We start from the raw sequence: 18850 nt of genomic DNA, 5'->3' as shown, positions 1-18850 counted from the left end.
TCCAATCGGCGTACCCGGCGCCTGATGGACCGCCTGCCCGACGTCCAGGCGCCCAGCCCGCCCGTCCCCGGCGCGCCGCTACACGTAGAAGCGGGTGATGGCCTCCGCGACGCAGTGCGGCTTGGCGCTCTGCTCGCTGGTGATGGTGAACCGCACCACCGCCTGGACCCCGCCCGGTACCTCGGTGGCCGAGAGCAGCTCGGCGGTGGCCCGGATCGCCGTGCCCACCGGTACCGGGGCCGGGAAGCGCACCTTGTCCGAGCCGTAGTTGAGCGCCATCCGCACGCCCTCGACGCCGTAGCACTCCTTGGCCAGCACCGGGATCATCGACTGGGTCAGGTAGCCGTGCGCGATGGTCGAGCCGAACTGGCTCTCCTTGGCGCGCTCCGGGTCCACGTGGATCCACTGGTGGTCCCCGGTGGCCTCGGCGAAGAGGTCGATGGTCCGCTGGTCGATGGTGTGCCACTCGCTGGTGCCCAGTTCGGTGCCGACGGCGGCGGTCAGCTCGGCGAGGGAGGCGAAGGTCGTCACGGTGCGCTCCTGGAGGGGGACGGGCCCCGGGGAGGGGCCAGGACGCCGGAAGCGTATGCCTACCCGCCGGTACCTGTCAGGAGCGGAGTACGAATCACCGGATCGCGACGTATCCGAGCACGCACCGCGGGCTCGGGTCAGGGCCGTCGCAGCGGTCGCCCGAGCGGGCCGGCTGCCGCCGCGCCCCGGCCGGTCGGGCCCTGGCCGCCGGGGAACAGCCGCCGGCCGCTGACCAGTTCCGGCACCAGCGCGATGAACAGCGGCTCCGGGTCGCCCACCCACGGCCGCAGGCCGGAGCGCAGCACCCGCCGCACCTGCTCGGGCTCGCTGACCGCGTCGGCCCGCCCGTGCACCAGCACGCTCCACCCGGTGCGGGTGACCGGGTCCAGCATGTCCGCCTGGAACGCCACCACCGTGCCGTCAAGCCCGCGCGCGGTGGCACTTCCCCGGCGTACGGCGAGCACCAGCCGCCCGTCCAGGACCTCGAAGGAGACCGGCAGGACGGCCGGCAGTGCGTGCTCGGTGTACACCACGCGCCCGACGGGCACGGTGCTGAGCAGCCGCAGGCACTCGGCCTCGCTCAGGGTCTCCACATGGTCCTCACGCTCCATGCGTCCGATCGTCCTCGGTCGGCGCGTGCGTCGATAGGGCCCATGGTCCCTGAGCGGAGGGGTCGGGAGCCCCGTCGGCGCCCGCCCGGAGCGGTAGCCTGCCCGGCGTCGGGATCGGTGGAGGGGCGGGCGGAGGAGGGGGCGGACGGATGGCCGGCGGGGTCGATCTGGTGGTGATCGGGGCGGACGGGGGGCCCGACCGGGCCTACGGCGGTTCGGCGCACGCTCCGGCGGGTGCCCGGCTGCTGGCCGAGGTGCTGCCCGGGATGTGCTTCGACACCGGCGCCGCGGGCTGCCGGGTGAGCGCCGTGGCGCCGGACGCGGACGCCAACGCCATGCTCACCGCCGTCCGGGACGCCGCCCAGCACCCCGGCCGCTGGCTGGTGGTCTGCCTGGTCGGCCAGTTGGTGGCCGACCCGCGCGGGCGCCGGCTCGCCCTGGTCACGCGCGGCAGCACCCCGGACAACGCCTACCGGCGCGGCCTGGCCTGGGACTGGGTGGTCAGCGCGATGGTGCACGGTGACCAGGAGGAGGCGCTGCTGCTGGTCGACGCGGTGGCCGACCGGGACACCTGGACGGCGCTGGAGCGGTCCGGCGAGGACAGTGCGGGTGAGCTGCTCAGCTACTCCAGGGTCCCGCTGTGGGGCCGGATCGGCCGCTACGCCGCCGGCAGCCGCTACGCCCCGGGCAGACGCGGCCGGGACGCCGTACTGCCGGGCGAGGAGGGCTCGTTCAGTCGGGCGCTCACCACCGTCCTGCGGCAGGGCGTCCCGGGTGCCCCCGCGGCCGTCGGCCCGCTGGACCTCCAGCCCGCCGTGGCCGGGCTGCTCGACGGCGGTGATCCGTCCGGTAGTTCGGGTGCGCCGGGCGCGCGCCTGCTCGTTCCGCCGCAGGGCGGGCGCCTGTTGATGCGCAATCGGGCCGCCGTTCGGGGCGCATTGGCCGGATTGTCGCTTTCCGAAGAACTGTTGGCCGTTCTGTGGCGGGAAAGTGCCCCGACGGAACCGCCCTCCGCGTAAGGTCAGGGGGCCTGAGGTGTTGCCGTGATGGGGTGGGTTGGCGAAGAATCGATCCCCAGTGGAAACACCGGCGGGACTTCGGAATTCTCCTGGCGGCCGTGGATCACGGATCGGCTCGGTCGCGACGAGGTGGGGCGATGCGGCAGCGCGGAAATGTGTTGCGCCCTGGGGCGGTTGGGACTGGCGGGGCGGTACTGGTGTTACTCCTCGGCGCTTGTGCGAGTGGTGGTGCCGGTGGTTCCGTCGATCGTCTGGGGTCGCCCGCTCCCACGGTTGCGGGAGTGGGCCCGTTAACTCCTTCGGGTGGTCCGGTAAACACCGCGATCGCGCCGACCGACGGCCCGGAAGGGGCGATGGGGCGGCTGGCCCTGAACGCGTATCAGGACTGGTGGCGGGCGCAGACCGAGGCTTACGGGCGTACGGATTCGGACGGATCGGCGCTGGAGCAGTACTCCTCCGGGCGGGCGCTCTCGGACGTCCTGGTCGGCCTCCACCAACTCCACGACGCCAAAGTGGTGATGACCGGAGTACCGCGCAATTCCGCGGTGGTGAAGGCGATCGATCTGAATGCCGATCCGCAGACCGCCGTGATCGAGGACTGTGTCGATCTATCGGGCTGGCACCGCGTCGATGCCGTCACCCGGGCGGCGAAGGATCCGGGCGGACGGTTGGACCGCTACGTCGCGACCGCCTCCCTGCGCAGGTTCCAAGCACATTGGCTGATCTACGAGTTCACACGGGAGGTGGACCGGACATGCTGAACGCGCGGAAATCGGCCGGACGATTCGCGGTCGTCGCGTCCTTGTCGGCCGGGTTGCTGCTGTCCTCGGTGGTGACGGCGACGGCGGACGAACCGCCGAGCGGCGGGGCCGAACAGTGTTTCCCGAACGTGATCTGCGCGCACGCCGATTCCGGTGGATCGACCGCCACCGGGAATCCGGGCGGAAGCGGCGGAGGGTCGTCGGACAGCGGTTCGGACCTGTGCAGCTACCACGGCGTGCAGTGGGCGTGCTACGACCCCCAGTGGGGCTCGTTCGACAGCGGCGAGGGCTGCTACTACCGCCAGTTGGACCAGCAGCCCCCGGCGAGCGACTCGGCCTGGGGCACCAACAAGCCCACCGACGGCTCGATCTACTCCAAGGTCTGCCCGCAGACCAACGGCGGCCAGGACGGCGCCCAGTTCGTGTTCGTGCCCACCGGGCAGCGGGTGAAGAGCGTGGCGGAGCTCAAGCGGGAGGCGAGGGACCAGGTCCACCTCCCGGTGCCGAAGGGCCGGATTGCGCCCGGCGGGACGGCGGTGGTCAACGCGCCGGTCTGGCTCTGGGCGGACGACGTGACGCCGCCCAAGGCCGGGTACGCCGCCTCCGGCGGGGTGACGGTCACCGTCACGGCCCGACTGACCGGCACCAGCTGGGACTTCGGCACCGGCGGGACCAAGCAGTGCGCGAGCGCCGGGACGCCGTACGACCCCAAGTACCGGGGCGCCGAATCCCCGGACTGCGGCTACCTGTTCAAGGTCGGCTCGGGCACCCGGCAGAACGGCGTCTTCAGTGCCACGGTGTCGACCCACTGGGTGGCCGACGTGGTCGTCACGGGGCCGAAGCCGGAGAGCTACTCGCTCCCGCCCATGCAGCAGGACAGCGAACCCTTCGAGGTCAAGGTCGCCGAGGTGCAGGTCCTCAACTGACCGCGCCGAGCGAGCCGTTCGGCTACTGACGATCCGGAAAGCGTACGAGGGAAGGGCGGAACCCGGTGGAGAACCGTACATTCGCGACGCCGGGATCCGGCACACCGGCGGGCGCCGCGGTGTCCGTGGCGGTACCGGAGCAGCAGGAGCAGGGCCGGGGCCGTGCCACGCCGCACACCCCCGGACGGACCATGCGGGCCCGGCGCCGCCGCCCCGCGGTGCTGGCGATGGCCGTCGCGCTGATCGCGGCCGGTGGGCTCGGCGGCGCCGCGCTCTACAACAGCACCGGCCAGCGGGTCGCGGTGCTGGCGCTGGCCCGGGACGTGCCCTGGGGGCAGGTGATCACCGATGACGACCTGGTGGTCGCCCGGATCGCCGGCGACCCCGCGCTGCACCCCGTCTCCGCCCAGGACCGGGCCAAGGCGGTCGGCCTGCGGGCCGCCACCGACCTCAAGCGCGGCGCCATGCTGACCGGTGCGGACCTCGCCCAGGGCCTGACGGTGCAGCCCGGTCAGATCGTGGTCGGCGTCTCGGCCCGGCGCACCCAGCTGCCCGCCAGCCGACTGCTGCCCGGGGTGCAGATCGTCGTGGTCAACACCCCCGACAACGGGCGGCCCGACTCGCTGGCCGCGACGGTCATCACGGTCGGCCGGGTGGACACCGACGGCAGCCAGGTGATCGACGTGGCGGTCGGCGCGGCGGACGGGCCCCGGCTGGCCCAGTGGGTGGCCGGCGGACGGATCCAGGTGCTGCTGGCGCCGCGGGCCACCACCCCGGGCGGGGCCCCGCCGGCCGCGCCCTCGGCGGCCCCCACCGGCCCGGCGCCGTCCGGCGTGGCCACCACCGGGACGGCACCCACCGGGGCGGCCCCCACCGGCGGGGCCGCAGCGCCCTCGGCCCCGGTCGGAACGGGTGGCGCCTGATGGCGGTGATCGCGGTGGTCGGCGGCCCGGGCGCACCCGGGGCGACCACCACCGCCCTGGCGCTGCTGCTCGCCTGGCCGCTCCAGCCCGGCCGGCGGATCGTCCTGGTCGAGGCCGACCCGGACGGCGGCGCGGTGCTCGCCGGAGCCCTGGAGGGTCGGGTCGAGGCGGTGTACGGGCTGCGCAACCTGGCCGTCGCCGACCGGCGCGGGCTGCTCGCCCAGACCATCTGGGAGCAGCTGATCGACCTCTCGCCCGAGGGCAACGCCGAGCGGCTGCTGCTGCCCGGCCTCACCGACCCCGCCCAGGCCTCCGGCCTCACCTACACCTGGGAGCCGCTCGCCGAACTGCTGCACGGCATCGAGCAACAGGGCTACGACGTCATCGTCGACCTCGGCCGCTCCGGCGCCACCGGGACCAGCGCGGTGCTCGCCCGGCGCGCCGACGCGGTGGCGGTGACGGTCCGCAGCACCCTGCGCGGGCTCAGCGCCGCCCGCCCCAGGCTCGCCGCGCTCGGCGAGGACCTCGCCGCCGCCGGGACCGGCACGGACGCCCTCGGACTGCTGCTGGTCGCGGAAGGCCCCTACTCGGGCGCGGAGGTGTCGCGCGAGTTCGGGCTGCCGCTGCTCGGGGTGCTGCCGCACGCCCCCCGCACCGCGCGGGTGCTCTCCGACGGCGGGGACACCACCGACCGGCGGTTCATCCGCTCGGAGCTGATGCGCACGGCGCGCTCGGCGGCGGACGAGGTGCAGCTGCTGGTCCGCCGCCGGCGGGAGCGGCTCGCGCCCGGCGCGGCGGCCGGGGCCGTCGCCGCGACGCCGGTCGCTCCCGTCGCTCCGGGCGGGTCGGGCGGGTCGGCCGGTCCGGTGCCGGTCGCCGCGCCCGTCCCGGTCGGGCCGATGCCGGTGGGGCCCGTCGCTCCGGTGCCGCCCGCGCCGCAGGTGCCCGCGCCGGCGCCGTACGGGCAGGGCGTCCACGGGCAGCCGGCGTACGGGGCGGGCCAGGGCCAGCCGTCCTTCGCCCAGTCCGGCTACGGACAGCCCGGTTACGCCCAGTCCGGCCACGTCCAGCCTGGTTACCCGCAGCCTGGTTCCCCGCAGCCCGGTTACGGACAGCCCGGCCACGCGCAGCACGGCTACGGGCCGACGGCCCAGGGCCCGGGGGAGGGCGAGCCGCCCTCGTACGTCCCGCCGGTGATCACCACCGGCCCGGTCGCCCCGCTCGCCGGACTGGCGCCGCAGCCCGCCGCCCCGGCACCGTTCCCGGTGCACGTCCAGTCGGCCGGCCACACCGCCGGTCATGCCGCCGGTCATGCCGCCGGTCAGGCGTCCGGTCACGGTTCCGTCCAGCTGGACGACGCGGGCCAGTACCAGTTGCAGCAGCCGACGGTGACGGATCGTCAGGACGATGACCAGTACCCGTACAACCCCGGGGAGGTGCTCCGTGCGCGGTAGCCCCCTGCATCAGCGCCCGACGGCCGACCCGGCCGCCCTGCCCTGGGCCGCGCCCGTACCGGCCACCGGGCAGCCGCAGCCGCAGTCCCATCCGCAGTCACATCCGCAACAGCAACAGCAACAGCAACAGCACCAGGCGTACCAGCCCGTCACCCCCGGGCCGGTTGCCCCGGCCGCGGCCGGGTCGACGGCCGGGTCGACGGCCGGGCCCACCGCGGTGCCCTCCCAGCTGCCCTCGCTGGACGTGCGCGGCGCCGCCACCCGGCCGGCCGTCGATCCGCAGGTCGCGCGCGAGCTCAAGCGCCAGGTCGCGGCCGAACTGCACCAGCAGATCAGCCGGTTGACCACCGCCTCCGGGGCCGAGCCGGACCGCGCCACCCGCCGCCAGCGCGGCCGGGCGCTGATCGAGGAGGCGGTCGCCCGCTGGTCCGACGCCTACGCCCAGACCCACGGCATCCCGCCCACCCGGGAGCAGGACCGCGCCCTCGCCGAGGCCGTCTTCGACCTGCTGTTCCGGGCCGGCCGGCTCCAGCCCTACCTGGACGACCCGGACATCGAGAACATCCTGGTCAACGGCTGTGACGACGTCTGGGTCTCCAAGGTGCACCAACCGCTGCGCCAGGTCCCGCCGGTGGCCGACAGCGACGCCGAACTCGTCGAGCTGCTCCAGGACTTGGCCCGGCAGCACGGCGGCGGCGAGCGCAGCCTGTCCACCGCCAGTCCGACCCTCGCCCTGCGCCTGGAGGGCGGCATGCGACTCCAGGCGCTCACCGAGGTGACGCCCCGCCCGTACGTGGCGATCCGGCGCCACCGGGTGGCCTCGGCGACGTTGCCGGAGATGGTCGAACTCGGCACCCTGGACAACACCTTGGCCGCCTTCCTGGCCGCCGCGATCAGGGCCCGGAAGAACGTGATGATCACCGGCACCCAGGGCGTCGGCAAGACCAGCCTGCTGCGTGCGATGGCCGCCGAGATCCCGTCGGACGAGCGGATCGGCACCCTGGAGTCGGAGTTCGAGCTCTGGCTGCACACCCTCGGGCACCTGCGCCAGGTCGTCCCGATGGAGGCCCGTGAGGGCAACGGCGAGCGCGTCGAGGGCCGTCTGGCCGGGGAGTTGACGCTCGGCGACCTCATCCCGGCCGCGCTGCGGATGACCCTCTCCCGGATCATCGTGGGCGAGGTCCGCTCCGGCGAGGTCGTCCCGATGCTGCGGGTCATGACCAACGGCGAGGGCGGCTCGATGTGCACCCTGCACGCCCGCGGCCCGCACATGGTGGTCGACCGGATCGCCGAACTCTGCCTGGAGTACGGCTCGCACATGACCGACGCGCTCGCCTACCGGCTCACCGCCAACGCCCTGGACCTCATCGTGCACGTCGCCATGGTCGACGAGACCGCCGTCGGCGGCCGCCGGCACCGCTTCGTCTCCCACGTCCTGGAGGTCACCGGCCTCGGCGAGAGCGGCCGGCCCGCCCTGAACACCGTCTTCGGCCCCCGGCCGGACCTCGGCGAGCCGCGGGCCGTCCCGCACACCCCGCCGCAGTGCCTGGACGACCTGCGCCGGGCCGGTTTCGACGCCTCCCTGCTCGGCTCCCGGTACGGGAGTTGGTCCGCCCCGCTGCAGCTGCGGATCGGCGGTGGCGCCCGGTGATGCTGCTCTTCGCCCTGTGCGGGCTGGCGGTCGCCGGCGGCCTGGTCGCCCTGGTGGCCTGGGCCCGCGGCAGCGAACCCGCCGCCGAGGACGGGCCCGCCCGCGGGGAGAACCCGCTGGCCGGCCGCGCCCACGTGTTCTGGTACGGCGCCCCCGGCAGCGCCTCGCTGCGGATGGTGCGACTGCGCCGGATCCAGCTGCCGCTGGCGCTCGTCGGCGGCCCGCTGGCCTGGCTGTTCACCGCCGTCCCGCTGACCGCGCTGCTGGTGCCGCTGGCCGTCTTCGGCCTGCCCTGGCTGTTCGACACCACCCGCCCGGACACCCACCGGATCGAGCGGCTGGAGGCGCTCTCCGAGTGGACCCAGCGGATCGCCGACGTGCTGCTGCTCGGCGTCGGCCTCAACCAGGCCATCGTGACCAGCCGCCGCACCGCCCCTGCCGCCCTGGAGGACGAGATCGGCGAACTCGCCGCCCGGCTGCAGGCCCGCTGGCGGCCCGAGGAGGCCCTGCACGCCTTCGCCGACAGCCTGGCCGACGCCACCGCCGACAAGGTGCTCGCCGCGCTCGTGCTGCGGGCCGGGGACAGCGGACCGGGCCTGGCCCGGACGCTCTCCGACATGGCCGACTCGGTGCGCGAGGAGGTCCGCCAGCGCCGCGCCATCGAGGCCGACCGGGCCAAGCACCGCACCACCATCCGCTGGCTGGTCGGCATCATCGTGCTGGTCGTCACCGTCGGCTCCTTCAACACCGAGTACACCCGCCCGTACGGGACCTTCCTCGGGCAGATCGTGCTCGCCGTGGTCGCCGCCCTGTTCGTCGCGATCATCGCCTGGATGCGGGCCCTGGCCTCGCACCCGCCCGTGCCCCGGCTGCTCACCCCGGACCGGCGCAGCAAGGGCGGGCGCCGCCTCGGCTCCGCCCCGGCCCGAGGGTCCGAGCCGGAGCCGGCCGAGCAGCTCGGGGAGGTCCGGTGATCTCCCCCTGGTCCGTGCTGGCCGGCGCCGTCGCGGCCGGTGGCCTCGCCCTGCTGATCGCCGAACTGCGGCCCGCACCACCGGACCTCAGCCAGGCGCTGGACCGGCTGCACCGCACCCCGGCGGACCGCGAACCGGACCCGGACGAGCGGCCGCGCTGGTACGACCGGATCGGCGAGCGCTCGCTCACCCTGCGCGGGGTGACGATCCCGCGCCGCGAACTCGCCCTGATCGGCCGCACTCCGGCCCGGTTCATGGTGCACAAGCTGCTGTTCGCCGCGCTCGGCCTGCTGCTGCCCGCCTACCTGGGCGCGATGGCCGTGCTGATGGACGTCGGACTGCCGTTCGCCCTGCCGCTGGTCGCCGGGCCGCTGCTGGCCGGGCTGCTCTGGTTCGTCCCGGACGCCGTGGTACGCGGCGAGGCCAAGGAGGCCCGCACCGAGTACCTGCACGGCATCGCCGCCTACCTGGAGCTCGTCGCCCTGGAGCGGGCCGCCGACTGCGGACCGGCCGAGGCGCTGCGCCGGGCCGCCTCGGTCGGGCAGGGCGCGGTGTTCCGGCGGATCCGCGACGCCCTGGAGCGGGCCGCCACCGACCGGCTCCCGCCGTGGTCCGGACTCGACGCGCTGGCAGAGGAGTTGGGCCTCAGCCCGCTCCAGGACGTGGCCGACATCATGCGGCTGTCCGGCACCGACGGCGCCGCCGTGTACGACACCCTGCGGGCCCGCTCCAAGGGCCTGCGCGGCGAACTGCTCGCCGAGGACCTGGCCCGCGCCAACGCCGACAGCGAGCGGATGGTCGCCCCCGGCGCGGCACTGACCCTGCTGATGACCGTCCTGATCGTCTTCCCAGCGCTCCACCAGATGCTCAACTGACCTGCTCGGTCGAGCAGCTGACACCACATCACACTGTCTGGAGACCCCGATGACCGTACGACTCGTCCAGCTGGCGGGCCGGGTGCTGCGGCCCGTCCTGCTGCCGGTGCAGTTCGCCCTGCTGCTGTTCACCCTGCGGCTGGGCCGGCTGCGCGCCGCCCGGGCGCGCGGTGACCGCGGCGCCATCAGCATCGAACTCGCCCTCGCCATCATCGCGTTGGTGTTCGTCGCGGGCGCCGTCGCGACCGCGCTCTACCTGCTGAAGGACAAGGTGGTCACCAAGGTCGAGCAGGACCCGAACCTGCCGGGCGGCGCGGGCGGCGCGGGTGGCGCCACCAAGTGACCGGCCTGCTTCGCCTGCTCCGCCGCCGCGGCGACCGGGGGTCGATGTCCATCAGCCTGGCCATCGTCTTCCCGGTCGTCCTGCTGCTCCTGCTGCTCGTCGTCCAGGCCGCGCTGATCTGGTACGACCGGCAGGTCGCGCTCACCGCCGCCCGCGAGGGCGTGGACGCCGGCCGGGTGCAGGGCGTCGCGACGGAGCAGGTGAAGAACGAGGCCGCCCGGCGGCAGGCCGCGGACTTCCTGGACCGGCAGGGCGTGCACGGGTACCGGGTGTGGACGGACGGCAGCACGGACGAGACGATCAAGGTCACCGTGGAACTGACGCCCCCGCTGCTGATACCGGGGCTCACCGGTCCCAGCCTCCGCCAGTTCGCCGAGGCGCCGCGCGAGCGCTTCGTCCCGCCGGTGGTGACGCCGTGAGGCGCGCGGACGCCGACGACGCCGGCCGGGGGCCGGGACAGCGGCTGGACGAGCGGTCGGAAGAGCGGCTGGACGAGCGGTTGGGACGGCGGACGGGGTGGCGACGGCTGCTGCGCCGGCCGGACCGGGGCGGGATCGCGATCGAAGCGGCGATCGTCGTCCCGGGTGTGGTCGGGCTGGTCCTGCTGGCGATCGCCGCCGGACGGGTGCAGACCGCGGCCGGCACCGTGGAGGCCGCGGCCCGCACCGGGGCCCGGACCGGCTCGCTGCAGCGCGGCGACGCCGAGGGGGACAAGGCGGCCAAGGAGTCCGCCCTCGCGGCGCTGGGCCAGCAGGGCGTGGCCTGCCGCACCTCGCGCGTGGACGTCGAGCGGGGCGGGTTGGACCTGACGGGCGGCCAGGTGCGGACCATCAGGGTCACCGTGTACTGCGAGGTCGAACTCGCCGACCTGGTGGGCGGACCGTCCGGCGTGCCCGTGACGAAGCAGCTCCGGGGGGAGTTCACCTCCGTGTTGGACCGCTACCGCGGCACATGACGGCGGCAACCGGCGGCGCGCGGCCCGCAACGGGCGCGGCAGGGGGATTGGGGACGGCCCGTGCGGGGGAGACGCAAGCGGAGAGCGCTCGGGGGATGACACAACGGCACCGAGGGGCGCCCGGTGGGGAGCCGGTGGGGAGGCATCGTGCGGATCGGGGGGAGGGGTTGCGAGTGTTGAGTCGACTGCGGGGTCGTGGTCCCCGCCCGGCCGGGCGGCGGTCCGACCGGGGCGCGGTCGCCCTCTTCGTGGCGATCTGCGCGGCCTACCTGGTGCTCGTCATCGCGCTGGTGATCGACGCGGGCGGCCGACTGCGGGTCGCCGAACGCACCGATGCCTGCGCCCAGGAGGCCGCGCGGGTCGGCGGACAGCAGCTCGACCAGGCGGCGGTGCTCCAGGGGAAGGGCTTCAAGGTCCAGCGGGCCTACGTCCAGCAGGCCGTCGACGCCTATCTGCGCACCTGCGATCTGCGGGGCGGCGACGTCGCGTTCTCCAGCGAGGACAAGGTCGTCACCGTCACGGTGCAGGCCGACTACCGGCCGGTGCTGCTGGGCGCCCTCGGGGAGCGGAAGGTAACGGGCAGGGGCAGTGCGACCCTCGTCCACGGAGTCGAGAAAGCGGAGACCGACTGATGGCCGCGCCACGTGCCAAGGACAAGGCCCGTACCGCCCAGGCCCGTACCGGTGGGGCCGGCACCGGCCCGGGCGGAACCGGGAAGGACGGGATGCGAACCGTGAGGGGGCACGCCCGCGACGGGCGCCGGGCCGGACGTGGCCGCGGCGGCGCGCTGATCACCGCGCTCGCCGCGCTGGTCACCCTGCTGGCCCTGCTGATCGGCGTCCCCGCCCTGCTGCTGTACGGCACCCAGGCGGTCGCCTCGATGGGCGAGGTCGCCTCCGGCGGGGTGGGCGAGGCGCTCACCAGCCCGGACGACGGACGGCTGTTCCTCTGGCTGCTGGTGGTGGTCGGCTGGCTGGCCTGGGCGTGCTTCGCGCTCTCCGTCCTGCTGGAGGTCCCCGCCCAGCTGCGCGGCCGGATCGCCCGCCGGATCCCGGCCTTCGGCTGGAGCCAGCGGCTCGCCGCCGGGCTGGTCGGCTCGGTGCTCGCGCTGCTGCCGGTGGCCGGCTCGGCCTTCGCGGCGGTGCCCGAACTGGCCCACGCCCCCGCCGCCCAGGCGCAGTTGACCCCGGGGGTGCAGCGGGCCGCGCTGCCCGCCGCCCAGCCCGCACCCGCCCTCGCCCCGGCGGCGGACCAGCACCCCACCTACACGGTGCGGGACAGCCGGCCGGCGGACAGCCTGTGGTCCATCGCGGAGCGCCAACTGGGCTCCGGGGAACGCTGGGTGGAGATCGCCAAGCTCAACGAGGGCCGGGCGATGGACGATTCCGGCGTCCGCTTCGACGCGGAGCGGCCGATCCAGCCCGGCTGGGAACTGCTGATGCCGGCCGACGCCAAGCCGGACGGCGCCCAGGCCCCCGCGCAGGCGCCCGCCCCGGCCCCGGCCCCGGCGCCCGGCCAGGCGCAGACCCCGGCTCCGGCGCAGGTGCCGCAGGCCGGGACGGAGCCGACGGCGGGCGGGCCGAAGACGGTGACCGTCCAGTCCGGGGACAGCCTGTCCGCCATCGCCCAGCGGGAGTTGGGGGACGCCGAGGCCTGGCCCAAGCTGTTCGAGGCCAACAAGGGCGTGCAGGCGCCGGACGGGGAGCGGCTGACCGATCCGGACGTCCTGGAGCCGGGAATGGTGCTCACCGTGCCCGGCACGGCCGCACCGGCCGACCAGACGCCCGCGCCCGCACCCTCGGCCACTCCCGCACCGGCCACCACTCCCGCACCGGCCACCACTCCCGCTCCGGCCACCACACCCGAGCAGGCGCCCGCGCCCGCTCCTTCCGCGACGCCCGCACCGGCCGCCACGTCCGCTCCTGCCGCCACGCCCGAGCAGACCCCGGCCACCCAGGCCCCGCCGCCGAACCACACCCCCGCCCGCGCCCCGGCGCCCGCCCCCGCCGCACACGCCGACCCGGCGCCCAGCGACGACTACAGCGTCGCCCTCGCCGCCTCCACCGTGGGCGTACTGCTCGCCGCCGTCATGGTCGGCACCGTCGCCTACAAGCGCGGCACCCAGCTGCGCGGCCGCCGCCCCGGGCACCGGATCGCGATGCCCGACGCCGAGGCCGCCGCCTTCGAGAACGAGCTGATGGTCCGCCAGGACCAGGCCGGCCTGGAACTGCTGGACCGCGCCCTGCGCACCCTGGCCCGCAACACCCTGCGCGGTGGCAAGCGGCTGCCCGCGATCGTCGCGGCCCGGATCACCCCCGACCACACCATCGAACTGCACCTCTCCGGCCCGGCCACCCCGATCGCCCCGTTCCGCGCCGCGCACGCCGCCAACGTCTGGTGGTGCAGCGAGGAGTCCGGCGACCTGCTGAGCCCCGCCCAGGCCCGCAAGACCGCCGCGCCCTACCCCGCGCTGGTCACCCTCGGCACCTCGCCGGACGGCTCGGTGGTGCTCGCCGACCTGGAGGCCGTCCGGCTGCTCCACCTGTCCGGGCACCCCGACGACGCCCGCGCCGTGCTGCGCACCCTCGCCATCGAACTCGCCCACAGCCCGCTGGCCGACCGGCTCCACCTGCACCTGGTGGACCTCGCCGAGGAGATGCCGATCAGCGGACCGGCCGCCGAGCGGGTCCACCGCCACCCGACCCTGGAGGCCGCGCTCGCCGCCCTCGGCCCGCGCACCGCCAAGGCCCGGGCCACCCTGGTCGCGGCCGAGGCCGCCAGCCCGCGCGAGGCCCGTAGCCGGGGCCAGGCGGACGAGTCCTGGGTGCCCGAGATCGTCCTCTGCGCCCAGCAGCCCGGCGGCGACACCCCCGCCGAGCTCGGCCGCCTGCTGGACGCCCGGCCGCGCACCTGCGTCGCCGTGATCACCCGCGCCCCGGAGCGCGGCACCGGACCGGTGGCCCGCTGGACCCTGCCGACCACCGGCCAGGCCGCCGTTCCCGGCCTGCACCTGACCGTCGAGCTCCAGCGACTGGACGACCACCAGTACGACCAGGTCGCTGAACTGCTCCGGGCCGCCGACGACACCACTCAGCACCCGGCGCCCGCCTGGACCCTGGACGGTCCCGGCCTCGACCCGGACGAGGACCCCGACACCACCGAACTGCCCGTCGCCGTACCGGTACTGGCCGCCGTCGGCGCCCCGGGCGGGACGGCCGAGGAAGGGCCCGGGGCGGCTGCCGGGCCCCGGCTGCCGGCCCGGGTGATCGGGACCGGCGCCAGCCCGTTCGCGGGCACCGACCCGGTGGCGCCCGCGCCCGCGCCTGCTCCCGTGCCCGCTGTGCCTGTTCCCGGTCCCGCGTCCCTGCCGGTTCCGGTGCCGGCCGGGTCGACGCGGTTCGCCGTCAACGGACAGGGGCGGCAGGCGGCCACCGGGACGGAGCAGCCCGCCGACGAGGCCACCCGGGACCTTCGGCTGCCGGGCGCCCCTGCCGAGTCGGCCGAGCCGGAGCCGGAGGAGGACACCGCGGAGGCGGTCGGGGGCGCCGAGGCGGCCCCGGCGGAGGCGTCGGCCGCACTGCTCCCCGTCCAGCCCGTACGGCCGGTGGCCCCGCAGACGTCCGCAGCCCCCGCAGTGCCGATGGTGCCGGCGGTGCCGACGGTTCCCGCGGCGCCGGTCGAGCCTGTGCCGACGCACCAGAGCGCGCCCGCGCCCACCGGCGCCGATCCGCGCGTGCCGACCCGTCCGGAGCCCGCCCCCGGCTCGTCCAGCTCGTCCGGTTCGTCCGGCTCCTCCGGTGCTGATCACGAGGCGACGGTCGAGCCCGGCCCGGCCGCCACCGCGCCGGTCGCCCGGGCCACCGCCGGCCGCAGCGACTGCGACGACCTGCTCGCCATCCTCCGCTCCCCGGAGGCCCACACCCCGCGCAACGCCCCCCGGATCCGGCTGCTCGGCCCGGTCGACGTGGCCGGCACCCCGGGCGCCGTCGAACCCGGCGCGCTGCCCCGGCTCACCGAACTCGCCGTCTACCTCGCGCTGCGGCCCGGCGCCGACCACCACGCGCTCGACCACGACCTCCACCCGGGCGCCGCCCACCTCGACCCGCACCCCACCGCGTCCGATGCCAAGAGCCCGCTCCCGGCCAAACTCGCCGACCTGGCGGCCTGGTTCGGCACCACGCCCGACGGCCGCGCCTACCTGCCCACCGACACCACCGACGGCTACACCTTCGCCCCGACCGTCACCTGCGACTGGGACGAGTTCCGCAGCCTCTACCGGCGCGGCATGCGCAGCACCAGCGCCACCGCGGACGCCGCCCTCGCCCACGCCCTGGCCCTGGTCCGCGGCGCCCCGTTCGCCGAGGCCCCGCCCGCGTCCTTCGGCTGGGCCGAGGCGGAGCGCCAGGACATGATCGCCGCGATCGTCGACACCGCCCACGAACTGGCCGCCCGCCGCCTCCAGTACGGCGACCACCGCAGCGCCGAGGCCGCCGTCTTCCGCGGCCTCGCCGTCGCCCCGGACGTCGAACTCCTGCACCGGGACCTCTTCTACGCCTACGCCTCGGCCGGCGCGCGGGACCAGCTGCTGCGCGCCGTCAACCGCCTCGACGCACTGAGCCGTCGCACCGGCCGGGACCTGGACGCCGACACCGTCGCCCTGCTGCGCGACCTGCTCGCCGGGTCCTGAACCGGCCCGCCGCCCGCCCGGTCACCCCTGATCCGTTGATCCTTGATCCGCCCGATCCGGTAGGGGTGACCGGGCGGCCGTCACTCCCGGGGCGTCGTACACCAGGGCGGGGGAGTGTGGTCAGGCGCTGCGCAGCCAGGCGTCGAGGGTGGTGAAGTCGGCCTCGGTGAGGCCGACTTGGGGGTCGACGCGGTGGAGCAGGGTGGGGGCGGGGGAGTGGGCCTCGATCCAGCGGCGGTCGGCCCCGGTGATCTCGTCGTCCACCCAGGCGAACGGACGGCCGGCGGCCCAGTCGACCAAGGCGCGGGTCTTCCAGTGCAGTTGGGCACTTCTTCCGGTACCGCCGCCCGGCTCGTCCGCTTCGTCCGCCGCCGGCCGGTCCAGGTACGGCAGTCGGGGCAGGCCCAGCCGGGGTGAGAGGCAGTCGTTGGCGTCCGTCAACCAGGTGGTGGCCCAGACCAGTTCGCAGGGCAGGGCGAGCAGCCGCCGGCCCAGGCCCGGGTCCACCCGGGCCACCAGGGGATTGCCGTCCGGCCCCGCGCCCGGGCCGGGGTAGGTGGGGTAGCCGCCCGGGGGCGGGGCGCCGAAGGGGATCAGGGGGCCGTCGACGTCGAGGAACAACAGGGGCGGGCCGGAACCGGTCATGAGGGCACGATAGCCACCGGCGCAGGGGGTGTGGCGCGTTGATCGGCACCCGGCCTGGCTCGGGTGTGCCGGGATCTCGTAGGGTGGCGCGCACGGGACGTGGTGGCAGGCACCACGAGAGCAAGGGCATCAGACGCCGCGGCAGCGGCGGGGCGGGGCGGTGACCAGAAGATGGCGGAGACGACAGCTGTTTCCGGAGGTCCCGAGCCGGCAGCGGACTCGAGCCCCTGGGACGCCGTACCGCCGCCCGCCCACCGGCCCGCGGAGGAGCACCCGCCCGGGCCCGCCGCGCTGTACGAGCCGCCGGTGCCCCCGGCCGCACCCCCGGTGCCCCCGGCCCCGCCGGTCGCGCCCACCGGCTGGACCCTCACCGGCCTGCCCGCCGCCGGCGCCCCCGCCCAGGCGGCGCCGCAGCAGCCGTCGGCCCCCGGTACGGCCGCGGCCCCGGCCGCTCCGGGCGGGCTGGGCGCCTCGCCGCGCGGCCGGATCCTGGTGATCGAAGGCGGCTACGGCAACGCCGGCCGCCGCACCTGGGGCCGGGGAGGCCCCACCCAGGCGCCGGTGCTGTCGGCGATGCTCGCCGCCGTCTCACCGCAGGTGCTGCTCGCCGCGGACGCGGTGGACGCCGTCCACCTCCCCGGCGCCAGCGAGCCGCACACCGTCCTCGCCCACCTGCGCGCCGCCTCCCGGCACCCCGGGCCGCTGCTGGTCCACCTGGGCGGGCACGTCGTCGCCGACAAGCGCGGCGGGCAGCTGCAGCTGACCCTGCGCGACTCCAGGCAGGACGGTCTGCCCTGGCAGGCCCTCGCCGCCGAACTGAGCCACCGTCCGGCCGAGTGGCAGACCCTGGTCATCGCCGACCTGAGCGCCGACCAGAACGCCTGGCCGTACCTCCAGGGCACCATCTCTCCGCTCAGCGAGGGCATCCCGCTGTGGGCCGTCGTCAGCCCGGACCCGGAGCAGATCGGCACCTTCACCCGCGCCCTGATCGAGGCCCTGCACGGCGGACGCCCGGGCGCGGGCGAGGTGCTCGCTCCCGAACAGCTGCGCCAGCAGGTGTACTCGGTGCTGCGGCCGGACGTGGTCATCCTGGCCACCCACACCCCGGACCGCCCGGTCTTCCGCAACACCGCCCGGCGGGGCGAGGCCCCGGCCGCCGACGTCCTGCTGCCGGTGCCGGACCCGCAGCGGGTCATGGACGCGGCGCCGGCCGAGCCGGCGCTGCCCGTCGCACCGCCGCTGCCGCGCCAGGCGGAGCCGCGGGACGCCGTGGTCGAGCGGGCCCCGGTGGCCGAAGTCCCGTCAGCCGGGGCCCCGGTGGCCGAAACCCCGGTCGACGCCCCGGTGCCGGTCACGCCCGTCGGCGGACCGGTGAACCTGGTCAAGCCCGGCGTGCCGCCCACGCCGCCGCGGCCGGCCCGCCCGGTCAGCCTGCGGAAGGCGGGCGAGCAGCCTGCCGAGGCGCCGTCGAGCGTCAGCCTGCACAAGGCTGCCGGTGCCGGTGCCGATGCCGGTGCTGTGGTGGTGGCGGCCGTGCCGTCGACGGGTGTCACCCTGCGCAAGGCCCGGCCGGAGCCCGTGGACGCCGTTCCGGGGGCGGCTGCGGCTGCGGCGGCGGAGGCGGCTGAGGCCGTCGACCGGGCTGTGGCGGCCGGGGAGTTCACCGAGGAGCCCCGGGACGCCGTCCCGGCTGCCCTGCCGACGGCCGACGAGCCGCAGGACGAGGTGCCGATCGGCGAGGTCCCGGCCGATGAGGTGCCCGTCGCGGAGGTGGCGGAGGTGCCCGTCGCGGTGGAGCCGCAGGTCGAGGTGCCCCAGGACGCGGTTCCGGCCGCCGAGGTTCCGGCCGACGCTCAGCCCGCTCAGCCGGCTCAGCCCGAGGTACCCGCTCAGGCCCAGGCGCCCGCCGACCCGCAGGCGGGTGCCCCGGCTGCCAGCGCGCCGCGCGAGGACTACCGCGAGGTCATCGGACGGATCGTCCGGAGCGCCGACGCCGGGGACCACGCCGCCGCCACCGACCTCGCCTTCGCCCTGGAGCTGGAGGCGATCGCCGAGCACGGGGCGGTCTCCGAGCCGGTGCTCCAGGTGCGTCAGGTGCGCGCCCACGTCTGTCGGCTGGCGGGCCGGACCGCCGAGGCGGCCAGCATCTACCGCGAGGTGGCGCTGACGCTGCTGCGCTCGCAGGGGGCGGAGGACCCGGAGGCCCAGCGGGCGGCGACCAACGCCGAGGCCTGCTGGCGTTCGATCACGGACCGGGCGGAGGCCATCCGCATCGCCCCGGAGATCATCGAGCTGCGGGCCTTCCTCCCGGGCCGGGACAACCGCAAGCTCCGGGCCGCCGAGCGCTACCTTGCGCAGCTGGCGGCGGCCCCGGCGGGCGCCGACCAGGCCTGAGCCGGGCGGCCCCCGGCCCCCGGCCCCCGGCCCCCGGCCCCCGGCCCCCGGCCCCCGGCCCCCGGCCCCCGGCCCCCGGCCCCCGGCCCCCGGCCCCCGGC

Annotated in this window: 17 protein-coding genes; 14 read left to right on the top strand and 3 right to left on the bottom strand. The window is 76.0% G+C overall.

The features are described from left to right. Nucleotides 1-78 precede the first annotated feature (78 nt). Entirely contained in the window at nucleotides 79-531 is a 453-nt protein-coding gene (locus ACZ47G_RS29305) for a MaoC family dehydratase (RefSeq protein ID WP_465747718.1), read from the bottom strand. A 137-nt stretch (nucleotides 532-668) separates the two neighbouring features. Continuing rightward, nucleotides 669-1142, bottom strand: coding sequence for a pyridoxamine 5'-phosphate oxidase family protein (locus ACZ47G_RS29300; protein ID WP_465747716.1), 474 nt, complete (start codon nucleotides 1140-1142; stop codon nucleotides 669-671). A 149-nt stretch (nucleotides 1143-1291) separates the two neighbouring features. On the opposite strand from ACZ47G_RS29300, the gene ACZ47G_RS29295 reads away from it, so the two are divergent. The 13 genes from ACZ47G_RS29295 to ACZ47G_RS29235 all read left to right on the top strand — a co-directional run bounded on the left by ACZ47G_RS29295 (nucleotide 1292) and on the right by ACZ47G_RS29235 (nucleotide 15710). After that, a complete protein-coding gene (locus tag ACZ47G_RS29295; RefSeq protein ID WP_465747714.1) occupies nucleotides 1292-2161 on the top strand; it encodes a hypothetical protein in 870 nt (289 codons plus the stop codon). Nucleotides 2162-2442: 281 nt separating this feature from the next. After that, complete coding sequence (locus ACZ47G_RS29290) at nucleotides 2443-2922, top strand: hypothetical protein (RefSeq protein ID WP_465747712.1); 480 nt, start codon at nucleotides 2443-2445, stop codon at nucleotides 2920-2922. Further along, nucleotides 2916-3848, top strand: coding sequence for a hypothetical protein (locus tag ACZ47G_RS29285; RefSeq protein ID WP_465747710.1), 933 nt, complete (start codon nucleotides 2916-2918; stop codon nucleotides 3846-3848). The genes ACZ47G_RS29290 and ACZ47G_RS29285 overlap by 7 nt, the downstream gene beginning before the upstream one ends. A gap of 65 nt (nucleotides 3849-3913) precedes the next feature. After that, the gene (locus ACZ47G_RS29280) at nucleotides 3914-4771 is read left to right on the top strand and encodes an SAF domain-containing protein (RefSeq protein ID WP_465747708.1); all 858 of its coding nucleotides are present in this window, start codon (nucleotides 3914-3916) and stop codon (nucleotides 4769-4771) included. After that, the gene (locus ACZ47G_RS29275; protein WP_465747706.1) at nucleotides 4771-6225 is read left to right on the top strand and encodes a CpaE-like family protein; all 1455 of its coding nucleotides are present in this window, start codon (nucleotides 4771-4773) and stop codon (nucleotides 6223-6225) included. The genes ACZ47G_RS29280 and ACZ47G_RS29275 overlap by 1 nt, the downstream gene beginning before the upstream one ends. Next, nucleotides 6215-7876, top strand: coding sequence for a CpaF family protein (locus ACZ47G_RS29270; protein ID WP_465747704.1), 1662 nt, complete (start codon nucleotides 6215-6217; stop codon nucleotides 7874-7876). The genes ACZ47G_RS29275 and ACZ47G_RS29270 overlap by 11 nt, the downstream gene beginning before the upstream one ends. Continuing rightward, a complete protein-coding gene (locus tag ACZ47G_RS29265; protein ID WP_465747702.1) occupies nucleotides 7876-8850 on the top strand; it encodes a type II secretion system F family protein in 975 nt (324 codons plus the stop codon). The genes ACZ47G_RS29270 and ACZ47G_RS29265 overlap by 1 nt, the downstream gene beginning before the upstream one ends. Continuing rightward, nucleotides 8847-9725: a hypothetical protein gene (locus ACZ47G_RS29260; RefSeq protein ID WP_465747700.1), complete on the top strand. Its 879-nt coding sequence runs from the start codon at nucleotides 8847-8849 to the stop codon at nucleotides 9723-9725. Before ACZ47G_RS29265 ends, ACZ47G_RS29260 begins: the two co-directional genes overlap by 4 nt. Before the next feature lie 49 nt (nucleotides 9726-9774). Beyond that, nucleotides 9775-10068, top strand: a complete 294-nt coding sequence (locus ACZ47G_RS29255) for a hypothetical protein (RefSeq protein WP_380456443.1) — start codon at nucleotides 9775-9777, stop codon at nucleotides 10066-10068. Further along, nucleotides 10065-10487, top strand: a complete 423-nt coding sequence (locus ACZ47G_RS29250; RefSeq protein WP_465747698.1) for a TadE/TadG family type IV pilus assembly protein — start codon at nucleotides 10065-10067, stop codon at nucleotides 10485-10487. The genes ACZ47G_RS29255 and ACZ47G_RS29250 overlap by 4 nt, the downstream gene beginning before the upstream one ends. Further along, nucleotides 10484-11023, top strand: a complete 540-nt coding sequence (locus tag ACZ47G_RS29245; RefSeq protein ID WP_465747696.1) for a TadE/TadG family type IV pilus assembly protein — start codon at nucleotides 10484-10486, stop codon at nucleotides 11021-11023. The genes ACZ47G_RS29250 and ACZ47G_RS29245 overlap by 4 nt, the downstream gene beginning before the upstream one ends. 176 nt (nucleotides 11024-11199) lie before the next feature. Next, nucleotides 11200-11655, top strand: a complete 456-nt coding sequence (locus ACZ47G_RS29240) for a TadE/TadG family type IV pilus assembly protein (protein ID WP_465747694.1) — start codon at nucleotides 11200-11202, stop codon at nucleotides 11653-11655. After that, entirely contained in the window at nucleotides 11655-15710 is a 4056-nt protein-coding gene (locus tag ACZ47G_RS29235; protein WP_465747692.1) for a LysM peptidoglycan-binding domain-containing protein, read from the top strand. The genes ACZ47G_RS29240 and ACZ47G_RS29235 overlap by 1 nt, the downstream gene beginning before the upstream one ends. 120 nt (nucleotides 15711-15830) lie before the next feature. Here ACZ47G_RS29235 and ACZ47G_RS29230 read toward each other — a convergent pair whose 3' ends face one another. Then, nucleotides 15831-16355: an HAD domain-containing protein gene (locus tag ACZ47G_RS29230; protein ID WP_465747690.1), complete on the bottom strand. Its 525-nt coding sequence runs from the start codon at nucleotides 16353-16355 to the stop codon at nucleotides 15831-15833. A gap of 171 nt (nucleotides 16356-16526) precedes the next feature. Here ACZ47G_RS29230 and ACZ47G_RS29225 point away from each other — a divergent pair, with 171 nt between their 5' ends. Then, nucleotides 16527-18749: a hypothetical protein gene (locus ACZ47G_RS29225; protein ID WP_465747688.1), complete on the top strand. Its 2223-nt coding sequence runs from the start codon at nucleotides 16527-16529 to the stop codon at nucleotides 18747-18749. Nucleotides 18750-18850: the final 101 nt, after the last annotated feature.

Source organism: Kitasatospora sp. NPDC030952 (assembly GCF_055571335.1).
This window is presented reverse-complemented; position numbering and strand designations above follow the sequence as displayed.